Source organism: Streptomyces sp. NPDC001156 (assembly GCF_053598275.1).
Genome location: NZ_JBSFJX010000041.1, coordinates 1 through 12,192, shown reverse-complemented (window position 1 = coordinate 12,192; position 12,192 = coordinate 1). Strand labels below are relative to the sequence as shown.

Annotated in this window: 15 protein-coding genes; 7 read left to right on the top strand and 8 right to left on the bottom strand. The window is 65.1% G+C overall.

Going from position 1 to position 12,192, the window contains the following annotated elements:
* Window positions 1-228: 228 nt before the first annotated feature.
* From ACWDA7_RS20885 to ACWDA7_RS20875, 3 genes are all read right to left on the bottom strand, one after another.
* A complete protein-coding gene (locus tag ACWDA7_RS20885) occupies window positions 229-1,230 on the bottom strand; it encodes a zinc-dependent alcohol dehydrogenase family protein (protein ID WP_450605727.1) in 1,002 nt (333 codons plus the stop codon).
* 428 nt (window positions 1,231-1,658) lie between these two features.
* Window positions 1,659-2,507, bottom strand: a complete 849-nt coding sequence (locus ACWDA7_RS20880; protein ID WP_450605772.1) for an MBL fold metallo-hydrolase — start codon at window positions 2,505-2,507, stop codon at window positions 1,659-1,661.
* 689 nt (window positions 2,508-3,196) lie between these two features.
* Entirely contained in the window at window positions 3,197-3,664 is a 468-nt protein-coding gene (locus ACWDA7_RS20875) for a winged helix-turn-helix transcriptional regulator (protein WP_450605726.1), read from the bottom strand.
* 271 nt (window positions 3,665-3,935) lie between these two features.
* Between ACWDA7_RS20875 and ACWDA7_RS20870 the strand changes: the two genes are divergently transcribed.
* The 4 genes from ACWDA7_RS20870 to ACWDA7_RS20855 all read left to right on the top strand — a co-directional run bounded on the left by ACWDA7_RS20870 (window position 3,936) and on the right by ACWDA7_RS20855 (window position 6,666).
* The gene (locus ACWDA7_RS20870) at window positions 3,936-4,361 is read left to right on the top strand and encodes a nuclear transport factor 2 family protein (RefSeq protein WP_450605725.1); all 426 of its coding nucleotides are present in this window, start codon (window positions 3,936-3,938) and stop codon (window positions 4,359-4,361) included.
* Between the two features lie 115 nt (window positions 4,362-4,476).
* Window positions 4,477-5,265 (top strand): alpha/beta fold hydrolase, encoded by a 789-nt coding sequence (locus tag ACWDA7_RS20865; protein WP_450605724.1) that lies wholly within the window; start codon window positions 4,477-4,479, stop codon window positions 5,263-5,265.
* A gap of 142 nt (window positions 5,266-5,407) precedes the next feature.
* Window positions 5,408-6,121, top strand: a complete 714-nt coding sequence (locus ACWDA7_RS20860) for a flavin reductase family protein (protein ID WP_450605723.1) — start codon at window positions 5,408-5,410, stop codon at window positions 6,119-6,121.
* A gap of 143 nt (window positions 6,122-6,264) precedes the next feature.
* Window positions 6,265-6,666 (top strand): tautomerase family protein, encoded by a 402-nt coding sequence (locus ACWDA7_RS20855; protein WP_450605722.1) that lies wholly within the window; start codon window positions 6,265-6,267, stop codon window positions 6,664-6,666.
* A 310-nt stretch (window positions 6,667-6,976) separates the two neighbouring features.
* Here the strand turns inward: ACWDA7_RS20855 and ACWDA7_RS20850 are convergent, their stop codons facing one another.
* Entirely contained in the window at window positions 6,977-7,462 is a 486-nt protein-coding gene (locus tag ACWDA7_RS20850; RefSeq protein WP_450605721.1) for a MarR family winged helix-turn-helix transcriptional regulator, read from the bottom strand.
* Between the two features lie 64 nt (window positions 7,463-7,526).
* Here ACWDA7_RS20850 and ACWDA7_RS20845 point away from each other — a divergent pair, with 64 nt between their 5' ends.
* Window positions 7,527-7,964 (top strand): MarR family winged helix-turn-helix transcriptional regulator, encoded by a 438-nt coding sequence (locus tag ACWDA7_RS20845; protein ID WP_450605720.1) that lies wholly within the window; start codon window positions 7,527-7,529, stop codon window positions 7,962-7,964.
* Window positions 7,965-8,174: 210 nt separating this feature from the next.
* Here ACWDA7_RS20845 and ACWDA7_RS20840 read toward each other — a convergent pair whose 3' ends face one another.
* The 4 genes from ACWDA7_RS20840 to ACWDA7_RS20825 all read right to left on the bottom strand — a co-directional run bounded on the left by ACWDA7_RS20840 (window position 8,175) and on the right by ACWDA7_RS20825 (window position 10,668).
* Window positions 8,175-8,696, bottom strand: a complete 522-nt coding sequence (locus tag ACWDA7_RS20840) for a hypothetical protein (RefSeq protein ID WP_450605719.1) — start codon at window positions 8,694-8,696, stop codon at window positions 8,175-8,177.
* A gap of 133 nt (window positions 8,697-8,829) precedes the next feature.
* A complete protein-coding gene (locus tag ACWDA7_RS20835; RefSeq protein WP_450605718.1) occupies window positions 8,830-9,321 on the bottom strand; it encodes an SMI1/KNR4 family protein in 492 nt (163 codons plus the stop codon).
* 97 nt (window positions 9,322-9,418) lie between these two features.
* Window positions 9,419-9,706, bottom strand: coding sequence for a DUF2255 family protein (locus tag ACWDA7_RS20830; protein WP_450605771.1), 288 nt, complete (start codon window positions 9,704-9,706; stop codon window positions 9,419-9,421).
* An 83-nt stretch (window positions 9,707-9,789) separates the two neighbouring features.
* On the bottom strand, window positions 9,790-10,668 hold the full coding sequence (locus ACWDA7_RS20825) for a helix-turn-helix domain-containing protein (RefSeq protein WP_450605717.1): 879 nt from the start codon (window positions 10,666-10,668) through the stop codon (window positions 9,790-9,792).
* Window positions 10,669-10,851: 183 nt separating this feature from the next.
* Between ACWDA7_RS20825 and ACWDA7_RS20820 the strand changes: the two genes are divergently transcribed.
* Both ACWDA7_RS20820 and ACWDA7_RS20815 read left to right on the top strand, forming a co-directional pair.
* Window positions 10,852-11,778 (top strand): alpha/beta hydrolase, encoded by a 927-nt coding sequence (locus ACWDA7_RS20820; RefSeq protein ID WP_450605716.1) that lies wholly within the window; start codon window positions 10,852-10,854, stop codon window positions 11,776-11,778.
* Between the two features lie 213 nt (window positions 11,779-11,991).
* On the top strand, window positions 11,992-12,126 hold the full coding sequence (locus ACWDA7_RS20815; RefSeq protein ID WP_450605715.1) for a hypothetical protein: 135 nt from the start codon (window positions 11,992-11,994) through the stop codon (window positions 12,124-12,126).
* The last annotated feature ends 66 nt before the right edge of the window (window positions 12,127-12,192 follow it).

The window sequence follows — 12,192 nt, the reverse complement described above, 5'->3', positions numbered from 1 at the left end:
ATCAGCACGAGCCCGACCGTGCACCGCGGGTGTGCCACGGCGAGGAGCTCGGCGATCTGGGTTCCCATGCTGTGTCCGACAACTTGCCCGTCGGTTTCTGGACATGAAGCGCTGACACCGGCAGCCCTGCGGAAAATCCCTCTCCCGGCGCCAGCGGCAGCCCGCACGCCAGACCTTCTTCTGGTGCGCGGTTTTGCGTCGCGCAGACGACGGCCGCGCCTGACCGCGCTACATATTTCCAGGGACAAGGAATACCTTTCCTTGTCTTCCCTTCTCCTCGGCCTGGGTGACGGCTTCATGGATCTGGTCGAGGGAGTACTTTCGCCCGGGAGAAGTTTCCACAACCCCCCCGCGCATAAGGTCCGCGATGTCCCGACTCAACTGCTCTCTTTGCGCATCTGTGAGCCTCGGAAGCCAATATCCCAACCAGTAGACTTCCAGGGTTCGTCGACCCGCCAGGATGTAGCGCGGGTCATCGCCGATGCGGATCGGCTCGCGTGTGAGGGAGCCGTACACCAGCATGCGCCCATCCTCACTGAGTGATTTGAAGATCTGGGTGCCGGTTTCTCCTACTACAGGATCGATGGCGTACTTGACGCCTTCGGGGTCGATCATTCTGCGTACTTGTTCGTCGATCGGCCCTTCGGTGGACACTATGACGGCATCCGCGCCGAGGCGTTTCAGTTCTGCTGCTGACTCGCGTCTGCGGACGATGTTCACGGTACGGATGCCATCACGCTTGGCCAGTCTGATGATCATGCGTCCCAATTCGGACCCGGCCGCTGACTGGAGCAGCCATTCCCCTTCGGGGACCGCCAGTACATGACGGACCATAAGGATGGCGGAGGCCGGGTTGATGACGAAGGATGCCACCTGGTCATCGGGTATGTCATCGGGTACAAGGAACAACTCGCTGGCCGGGACGACTGCGTATTCGGCCCAGTTGCCTCCCGGTCCATTGACGACCGATACGCGCTGCCCTTCGGCTACGTCTTTGACGCCTTGCCCCACGGTTTCCACTATGCCGACACCCTCGAACCCGGTCGGCGCCGGGAAATGTGCCAAGACGCCCGCGTAGTATCCCCGCACATACAGAAGATCAGACGGATTTACCGGTGTCTCCAGGATGCGGACCCTCACCTGTCCCTCTCCGGGCACAGGAACAGGCACATCTTCGACGGAAAGGACCTCGGTCGGCTCTCCGTGCTGGGCGAATCGGATCGCTTTCATTCTCGGGCTCCTGCATGCGTCGTCACCTATATAGGTGACGAATTGATCATCACATGTATAGGTGATGCCTTGCCGCCGATCTTGTTCACCTTCGGCGTTCGGGCGCTGCGGAGTGGCCAGGAACTACACTCGCGGCGCCTTGCCCGGGGCGAATATTCATCGGCAAACGTCCCCATCTAGTGACGATAACTCTCGTGGCTGTGAGGCGCATGCGGGGCGTGCAGGCAGTCACCGCAATTGCATCGGTCGCGACCGTTTTCCGGTGCGATAGGGATGCTCCGGAGAATTTCATGAATTCCGCACGGCATTACTCTGCCGGCGGTCCGAACCGATGGATATCGCAGTGCGACCATTCGATTACTGCCCTCGTGTGATAAACACATCCGCAGTGCCTGGCGTCGTGGGCCCGCCACGAAGCCGGTTGCTGGTCAACCTTTGGCAGACCTGGCCGATCCCCAGAGCGCGCCCTGGTTGACCCGGGACGGGTGCAGTTCGAGCATGCCGCGGTAGAGGTCGAGGGTGGTCGTGGTGCGCTCCGCGACCGTCTCGAAGTCGCGGATGTACTGCCCGGTCTCGGCGATGGTCTGCGGGGCGTCGGGGCGATCGGGGCGCTTGTGTCCTGCGACAACCGTCTGCGGGTTCAGCGCGTCGATGGTGTCCAGTGCGTCGAGCCAGGCTCGACGGCCCTCGGCGGGCGATTCGGCGAGGTAGAGGTGGACATCGTTGTAGACGGCGTCACCGGCCACAACCAGCCCGATCGACGGCACGTGCAGGCAGGTGGTGTCGTCGGTATCGGTGTGCCCAAGCTCCACCACGACGAGGTCGTTGCCCTCCAACTCCAGCCGATCGCCGCCCAGCGGCTCGGCCGCGACCAACCTGTCGGGGATCTGGCCCGGGAAGCGCGTGTTCCAGTACGACGCAACGAACTCCGGTGCCATCTGCTTTTGCATCTGGTCCACCGCCGCTGGCGTGGCAAACGCCTGGGCATGCGGGAAACGATCGAGAAGAGTGCCCAGCCCGAACCAGTGGTCACCGTGCCCGTGGGTCACGAAGACTGTCGTGAGGGTCTTGCCGCTCGCGGCGACCCAGTCAGCGAGCCCACTGGCCTGTTCGGTGGTCATCAGCGCGTCGACCAGCACCGCGTCGCGCTCGCCTGTGATGAGCGTAGCCGTGATCGGCGACCACATACGTTTGGGGAGGTCGGGCGGCAGGTCCGAGATCTCGGTGGGGATCGATGGGGCTACGTGGACACTCCAGCTCAGGGATGCTCCGGGCATGACCACTTCCTGGTGGTGTAACTGCCCGTAGGACCGCTACGCGCGGGCAGAGGGGACGTCGGCATACGTGCCTGGCCCGTACGGAATCAAGTGATTCACAAAGACCACATTTACTCCCTGGGAGAGGCTGCATCAAATGGATGCCGCGAGGGGTACGGGGCGGTCCGACGGTACGTAGCCGGGTGACCTGGCGGTCGCAGCCCGCGGTTGCCAGCCGACAACCTGTGGCCTGGCCGCGAGGCCATGGCGTTCTGCAGGCGCCCCTTCGAGACCGCTGCCTGCCGATGGGGCGCGACGCCAGTGGGCAGACCAGGGACCATGCGGGTCGCAGGCCTGTGTAGTCAAATGGCCACTGCCGGGCGGTAGTTCGGGCGCCACATGCCGTACGGACCAAGGGGCTGCCGGTCGTCGAGTTGACGCGCTGTTTGCGTGGTTGCGGAGTCGGTGTGGCGGCTGGCGAACAGCCACCACTCACGTGACCTCAGGTGAAAGCAAGGAGCCGTCGCGACGCCTGCAGGCGGGGACTGGCGGTGACCGCGGACCGCGGCGCGTCGTTCTGCACATTGGAGACGCGCGACGAACGCACTTCTACCGGCGCGAAATCCGAGCCTGGACCGAGCACTGTGGACTGTGGACGTTCAGGCGGGTGTCCGTGAAAGCGGATCAAGCCCAGTCTCGGGACGGTTGCATCAGGAAGACACCCTGACGGCGCCCGGGCCCAGGATCGGCTCCACTTCGGAGCCGGCGACCTCATGCCCGCAGGAGCAGCGCAGCTCGACATGAACGGGGCCGCCGCAGCCGGAGTGCTGCAGCACTACGGGCGCGCCCGCATCTTCGCCGAGATGGGTGTCGCCGTACTGGAGGAGGGCGGCCAACACCCACTGCAGGTCATGTGCCTGAGTCGTCAGGTGGTACTCCTGGCGGGCGCGTTGCCCCTCCTCCTGATAACTCTGGCGTTCAAGGAGGCCGGCGTCGACCAGCTGTCGAAGGCGTTCGGTCAGGACACGCCGGGAGACCCCGAGGTGGTCGGCGATCTCGTCGAAGCGGTGGAGCCCGGCAAAGACCTCGCGCAGGATGAGCAGAGTCCATCGCTCGCCGACCAGGGCCAGGGTTGCCGCGACGCTGCAGTTGCCCAGATCAAGTTCTTGCCACTCCATGACGCCAGCATACTCCAGGGTTGCCATCTGGAACTCAGCCTTGACGCCACCTAGGTTCCGGATTAAGACTTAGCGTATCGAGCCGGACTCAAGGGTTCCGTCTGTGTCGTCAGCGGCTTGTTCGACTCGGTGGATCGGCTGTCCACCCCTTACGAGCCGGTCGATCCGTCGCTACGCCTCTCCACCGTGCCGTGCGCCACCGGCTGAGATCCGGTGCCGGCCGGAACACTTTCATGTCCACCACCGCTTCAGCCCCACATATGGAGGAAGCATGTCGCACAACCAGGCGATCGTGGATGCCTGCCGACGAGCCTATTCCGGATTCGACAAGAACGATTCATCCGATCTGGTGACCCTGATGTCACCCGACGTGGTCTTCCACTTCCCCACATCTCTGCCGTACGGCGGCACATTCCGCGGCCGCGAAGGTTTTGTCGCCTTCTACCAGGACCTTTTCGATCACTACTACGAGTATTTCAACTACGACGCGCACGCGGTGCTCGACGCCGGGACGCACGTGGTCGTCCCCGTCACCGCCAGGGCGAAGGCGAAGAACGGCCGCACCATGGAGAACGAACACTGCCTGCTGTTCACCGTCTCCGACGGGCTGATCACGGAGGCGCGGCTCTACGCGGACACCGCCAAGGGGCGCGACGTGATCGAGGGCCTCGAGGTTTTCCCCTCGGCCGCTTCCTGAGTACTGAATCGGAACGAACAGTGAACGTGGTGCTCTGCGCCGACCATGGCGGGAATTGTTTTCCGGCTCCGCCAGTCGGATTCGTCGAGTACTCGCTCTCGACCAACGAAAAGACATGCGAATGACTCTGGGATACAGCACAGTGGGCAGCGGAGCGACCAAGGTCATCTGGGCGCATTCATGGCTGGCCGGCCACGAAGGCTATGGCTGCATGATTCCCTTCCTCGACACCGAGCAGTTCACATGGGTCTTCCCGGACTTCCGCGGGTACGGAAGGTCGAAGGAGTTGGCCGGTGACTTCTCCGTCTCCGAGATGGGGAGAGATCTCATCGATCTCACCGACACCCTGGGATGGGACGAGTTCCATCTCGTCGGGCACTCCATGGGCGGCCAGGCCGCGCAATGGGTGTCCGGACAGCCGGAAGTCCGGGATCGCCTGAGCAGTCTGGTGTTGCTGTGCGCGGTTCCCAGCCGCGCCTTCGCTCTCGATGCAGACGGCTCGCGGTTCTTCGAGGCGGCCATCGACGACCTCGACGCACGGGCCACGGTCATCTCCGCAGTGACCGCTGGGCGTCTGGGGACAGGCTTCGTGCGCCACGTGAACGAATTGTCCCGTAAGACCGCCGATCCTGCGGCCATGCGCGCCTACCTCCGGACCTGGACACAGGATGACGTATCCGAGCAGGTCAAGGGGTACGAGCGACCCGTGCTCGTACTCACCGGGCAGCACGACTCCGTTCTGACAGCCGCCGTGGCGGAAGAGCAGATCGTTCCCCAGTACACCGACGTGCGCAGTCTCGTCCTCGACGGCGCGGCGCACCTGCCCCCCATGGAAACCCCTGCCCGCACCGTCGCACTGATCGCGGAACACATCCTCAGACCGGCCGTGAAACCGAGCAGTTGATGAGCCGCATCGCCTCCAAGTGGGGCAGACGGCCAAGCCGCGCACTGGGGCAGACCGGGTACGACTCCTGCGCCCCGGCACAAGTCCAACGCCACATCGTCGTCGGCGGAACACCGCCACGCACGTCCGAAAGGCCATCCACGTGATCATCAACTCCGACGAGCTGGATACGCGGTCCGCGTACAAGCTCCTCATCGGGTCGGTCACGCCGCGCGCGATCGGCTGGGTGAGCACTCTGTCGTCGTCCGGTATCGCCAACCTGGCGCCGATCTCGTTCTTCACCGTAGTGAGCCGAAAGCCTCCGATGGTGTCACTGACCATTCAGCCGCGGTCGGACGGGGAGACCCTCAAGGACACCCTCGTCAACATTCGGGACACGGGGGAGTTCGTCACCAACCTGGTCACACTTCCCCAAGCTCACCATATGCACCGCAGCGCCGCTGAGTTCGACAGCAGCTGCGACGAGTTCGACGAGGTCGGCCTGGTCAAAGAGACCTGCGAAGTCGTACAAGTGCCGCGGGTGAAGGAAGCACCGATTGCTTTCGAGTGCACGCTCGACCGCATCATTCCGGTCGGCGATGTAAAGGATCACGTGGTCTGGGGCAAGGTCGTGCGGTTCCATATCAGAGACGACCTATACACCGAAAACGGCCGGATCGACACCGGTGCCATCCCGACGGTCGGACGGCTCGCCGCTGAGTACACCCTGGCCGACAATGCATTCATCACCCCCCTCACCGAGGACGTACTCCGCGCACGAGCGGGCAGGCGAATGCACCGCATCGACGAACACCCAGACGGATGGTCGGCGGTGGACGGCGCCGACTGGTCCCCGTCCGGATCCACCAAGGCATAACGAGGCCACAACGCCTCCGCGCGCGGCCACCTGCCGGCGATCGCACGAGCCACACCTCGACAGGCGCGCCCGATCGGCGGCACAACGCCCTTGTAATCACCAGCATTTCAAACCAGACATCGCACTCCTCGGAGGAGGACCCCATGCCCGTTTTCAACGCTCACATCCCCGCCAACCGCTACTCGCCGGAGCAGAAGCGCGCCCTTGCTGATGCGCTCAACCAGTCCCTGGTACAGGGACTCGGTATCCCCGAGGGTGACCGCTTCATCATGATCAGCGAACACGGTGACAGCGAACTGTCCCTGGACCCGACTTTCATGGGCATGCAGCGCAGCAGCGATGCCATGATCATTACGGTACTTCTCGGGGCGCACCGTCCTCTGGAGGACAAACGGGCAGTGGCTGCGGCCATCAACAGGTTGGTGGTCGAGGCGCTCGGTGTCTCGCCCGACGACATCTTCATCGCGCTGATTCCCGTCCCGAACGAGAACTTTTCCTTCGGCAGGGGCGAACTCCAACTTTCCGAAGGCTCGCCTCGCTGGTGAGCTCCGTCTTGCGAGGCGACGTGATGGGCGTGCTGAGGCCTCTCAAGCCGGATTCAGACGGTGGGCGCACGGGTCCGCTCGTCCAATGAGGGATCGCGCGCACCACCAGGTCTGTGCGCCGGGGGTCGATTCAGGCGTAGCGGCAGACGCGCTCAACGTCGGGCCCAGACGGCGCCTGTCTGCTCGGCTTGTGTTCCCGTTTCCGACCACGGCACCGGGGTCCGCCTTCAAAGACCGATCTTGATCATGGCTGGTGTTCCCGCACCTTCAGGTGGCGTGGAAGGCGTTGGGTTGGTGTAGGCAGCCGGGGTCAGTGTGGCGTGATCGCCGAGAAGTCTTGTACGAAGCGGGTCAAGAGGCGGGCCAGGGCGGCTCGGTCCTCGGCGGTCCAACCAGCCGTGGCTTCGGCGATGATGCCGCGGCGAAATCTCCGCATCCCTGCGAGCGCGTCCCGTCCTTCGGAAGTGAGGGCCAGCAACGACCTGCGGCCGTCGTGCTGGTCGGCCTCACGTCGCAGCAGCCCGGCCTCGAGTGCTTGTGAGGCGAGTCGGCTCGACCTGGGCTGATCGACGCCAAGCAGGGCCGCCGCCTCGGTAACGGTCAGCGCCAAACCTTGCCCCTCGCCCGCTTCGATCGCGTCGAGCAACTCGAAGACCGCGTCGGGCAGCCCGGCGTGAGGGCCGACGTGCTCGCCGCGACGCCCCGCCAGCCGCGCCAGTGCACGGCGTTGCCGGCTGCGGCGCAAGGCGACGACGGCCGTCTCAATGTGTGCCACGTCCGTATTCGGCTTGCCCACGACAATCCCTCCATGCATAGTTGGAGACAAGTACATGTAATTATACATGCGCCTTGGAGGAGTCGTGGAAGCGCCCAAGCCCATCGGCTATTGGCTCAAGCATCTGCACACCCTGCTGGAGAAGCAGTTCGACGCGACCCTCGCCGACGTCGGTCTCGGACGCCGGCACTGGCAGATCCTCAACACCCTCGCTCGCGGGCACGCCACGCGCGACGAGCTCATGGAGGCCCTGGCGCCATTCTGGACACAGGACGAGCCCGACCTCGACAAGATCCTGGAGGACGTCACAGCGCGCGGCTGGACCCGTTCCGGTCTGCCGGTCGAGGCGACCCACCTCGCCCTCACCGACGAGGGTCGCGCCGCTCACGCGGACTTCGCAGCACGTGTTGAGACAACTCGCGCAGCGGTGCTGAAGGGCCTGACCCCCGAGCAGTACGCCGAAACCGTACGGATCCTGTCGGTCATGGCGGGCAACGTCGAAGCGGACCTCGCCGCCCGGTAGCGCCACGACCGGGATTCGGCAGCGTCCGGCGGTCAGGCCGTGACCTGGACCGCCCGGGCAGCCCCAGCGGAGGCCGTCCTCGTCAAGAATCCATGGACGTTCGCTACGCCGGGGTTCTCCCGTTCGCGGACATCGCGGCGGAGCATGTCCACCGCGAACGAAGCAGCCGTCCAGGTCGTGACCATCAGCAAGTGCCTGTGGCCCACTGCCTCATTCAGCTGAGTCCACGTTCCACACCAGAGGCAGATCACTGCTGCAGAAGACGCACACGAAGTAGTCCTCACGCACGATGTTGCGCTCCTGGCAGTCAGGACAGCTCCGGAACACCACCTCGTGGGTGAAGCGGGACGGACGCCGGAGCCCTACGCCATCCAGAGCCTGGGCCACCGCCGACCAGGAGCTGACGTCCGGACAGTACCCGGTCGAGTGGTTGCTGACGTCGCCCACCACCCACCGGCCTGCCCCACGGACGAAGCCGATCTCGCCGGCGCTCAGAACTGACTCTCCGTCGGCGCAGGCCACGTGCTCGCTTCGCCGCGGTGCCAACCGAAGCACGCCGACCGTGTCGACCACGAAGGTGAACGGCTCGGCCAACTCCGCCGCTGATCGCTCCGCGACCCAGCTGTCGAAGTCAGCCGCCGATCCGATCGGGGAGCCACCACCGCCAGGCCGGAGCGCAATTGTCAGGTCGCTCGGTCCCACGTATCGGTAACGCCGCCCCCGTGCCCTCATGTGAGCCAACTTAGTGCCGCATCAGGCATGGTTCGCCCCGGTGATGGGGCGCGTGGCAGGGAGTTGACCCCCGCTGATCTCCGCTTCATGGGTGAGGTCACTCGGGTGAGCCCTCACTCCGCTCGCTCTCGAACTACCGGGCCGAGGTAAGTCCGTTGATAAAGGAGCGGAAGTCCGGCGCGAGGGCCAGTTCCGAGTTGTCGTCCGCATCGAACCAGGCAACGGACGGTTCTCCGTGTCGGCCGCAGGTCCGGTAGTCGAGCCCGATCCAGTAGTGCCCGTCACCCGAGACCAGCACCACGGCCGTGGGCAGGCCCCATTCTTCGACCAGGTACGGGCTGTCGAGCATGGACACCGTTCCCTCGCGGTGACCGATGCCCATCACGCTGTCGAACGGGACGTGGTCGGCACTCCATGAGGTCGGTCGGCTTGCGGGGAAGGCATTCCGGCTGTCGCTGACCTGGCCACCGTTCTGTTTGCGGAGCAGGTCCAACAGTGAGTCGGGAAGCGTGACGTTCAACAGCCGTTCGGCCTCCCGGACCGCCTGGTCGGTCAGAGGCGGCTGCACTCCGCAGTCGCTGCTGGTGTCCCAGAAGGAGGGCTGAAGATCCTCAAAGCGTGCCATGACCGGCATCGTAGGAGCCGGGCTCGACAGTTCACCGTCCGGCCTCGGCCGGACGAGGGCAATGCTCACGTGGCTGGACGTGTGCGGATGCGGGACATTAATGACGACGAGATGGCTGCGCTGGAATGATGGGTATGGTCGCGCAACGTGTCACTGAGCTTGTGACGAGACCGCCGATGCTCGGGTACTTGGCTTGGTAGGCGGAGTCGATCGCGTCGTGCGGCCCGTTCTCGTCGAGTGCCTGCAGGAGGACGTCGCGAGCGACATCACCCAGTCTGATCCGCCCACGACCGTGTTCTCGTGATGCTTGGTACCAGCCCGACTGGGCTCCTCGGTAGGCACGGACGTAGAGCCCGCCTCCTACCACGACCATGCCGACCTCCACTGCGAGGTGGCCGCCGTCTGCGGCGCTGAGGATGAGAGAGCCTGAAGTGGAGAGCACTGACAGCTCCTCAGGCGTCCAGGTGGTCACTGGTTCCGGCCTTCCACCAGGCCCCCGTTCGGCTGCTCGGCCGTCCAGGAGGTCAGGATGCGCAGAGCATCGTGCGACGGGCTGCCAGGCTCGGCGGTGAGGACCATGAGCCGTTGCCCCGAGCCGTCCGGGCTGCTCCATGTGTCACAGTCAAGCGTGAGATCACCGACCAGCCGATGCTGGTAGTGCTTGGTGCCATAGCTGGCGGTGTTGACGCGATGCTCGGCCCACCACGTGCGGAAGTCGGCGTCGTAGACGGACAGTTCGGCGACAAGGCGGACAAGCTCGGGGTCGTCGGGGTCTGCGGCTGCCTCCATGCGCAGAGCGGCGACGGCATCGCGGGCGTCATGTTCCCACTGCCGATGCATACTTCGTATGACCGGGTCCGTGAACAGCAGGCTCACATAGTTGCGTCGCTGGGCCGGAATGCGCGAGAAGTCGGTGTACAGAGCCGTGGCGGCAAAGTTCCAGGCCAGGATGTCCATTCGTTTGCCCAGAACGATGGCGGGGGTTGCCGTGAGCTGGTCGAGCAGGCGTCGCATGGCGGGCCGCACGCGCTGCGCGGTCCGCCGCCGACGCGGCCGAGCGTCGGTTTTGCCGGCGAGTTCGTACAGGTACTTCTGTTGGTCGTCATCCAGACGCAGTGCACGGGCAAGGGTGGCGAGCACCGATGCGGACGCTCGGACACGGCCCTGCTCCAACCGCGTGTAGTAGTCGACGCTGATCGCTGCGAGCTGGGCGACCTCCTCGCGGCGCAGTCCCGTGACCTTGCGGGGAGAGTCCGTTGCGGGCAGCCCGAACTCGTCTGGCGCCAGTTGCGCTCGGCGAGCCTTCAGGAAGGCTCCGAGTTCGCGGGGGTCGGGTGCCGAATTCATGCTCCTCATTGTCACTCGCGCAGCACAGGGGTGAGGGGGGCAGGTTTTTTCCCAGGCAGGAACTCGCCGCTTTTGCGCGTATGGGAGTGCGCCGACCGTGGAGATGTACCCGGCACAGGGCCGGGCCCGGAGAGCCCACCGCTGTGGTGTGGTCCTGCCGGGACAACACAGACGGAGAACCCCGTGGCGAAGACCAATCTCACCTTCGACAGCGCCGGCATCCAGCTCGCCGGTCACCTCTACCTCCCCGACACCCCCGAACAGGGCCGACGACCGGCGATCGTCGTCGGCCACCCCGGCAGCGGTGTGAAGGAGCAGGCCGCCGGTCTGTACGCGCAGCGCCTGGCTGAAAGGGGCTTCGTCGCGCTCGCCTTCGACGCGGCCTACCAGGGCGAGAGCGGCGGCGAGCCTCGTGGTCTGGAGGATCCCGCTCACCGCGTGGAGGACCTCAAGGCCGCCGTCTCCTTCCTCACCACCCGCAGTGAAGTTGATACGGAACGCATCGGCGCGCTGGGCATCTGCGCCTCCGGCGGCTATGTACTCCCCGCCACAGCCAGCGATCACCGCATCAAGGCCGTCGGCACAGTCAGTGCGGTCGATGTCGCCCGCCAGTTCCGTCTGGGTGCCGACGGGACACAGGACCCTGCCGTCTTCCAGGGCATGCTGGATGCTGCGGCCCAGGCCCGCACCACCGAGGCCCGGGGCCAGAGGCCGCCGACCCTCACTGTCTTCCCCGACACCGCCGAACAGGCCCGCGTGCTGGGCGGAGAGCACGGCGCTGAGGGCTTCGAGTACTACCGCTCTCCGCGTGCCCAGCACCCCCGCTCGGCGAGCTTCTTCACCTGGAGCAGCATCGACAAGATGGCGACATTCGATGCGTTCGCTTCGGTCCCGCTGATCGGGCAACGGCCGCTGCTCATGATCGTCGGCACCCGCGCCGTCACCTCTTGGATGAGTGTCGAAGCGTTCCAGCGAGCCATAGGTCCCAAGGAGATCCACTGGATCGACGGCGCCAGCCATGTCGACCTCTACGACAAGGGGGAGTACGTGGACCCCGCTGTGGACGTGCTCGCCGACTTCTTCGCCAAGCACCTGGGCCAAGCAGCCTAGAGGCCGAGGAAGATCCTGGAGAGGGAGCCCGGCTGTCCGGTGTGGGGGCGGGCGAGGTTGATCATTCCGGACATTGGCGCGCTCCACCGGGACGCCGTGCGCCACGCTCGCTCCACGGTGTGAGGGTCAAGGTGAGGCACGTCATCGGCTCCCACCCGAAGTCCAGGTCTCCGGCTGCTATAAACCACGCGTATACGTCGCGTGTATAGTGCCGTGGCTACCATCACTGCGTCCCGTCGCGACGCCCCCGTCACCGTCCTCATCGCAACCACGGCGTTCGGGCTGCTCGGCGGGGCAACGTACGGCCTGCACGGTACGACACCGTTCCTAGTCAGTGAGCAGGAGTGAGTCTTGTACCCAGTCCTGGTCAACTGGCGCATCCCGAACGGTGGTGGATGCACTGGTCTCCCGCGT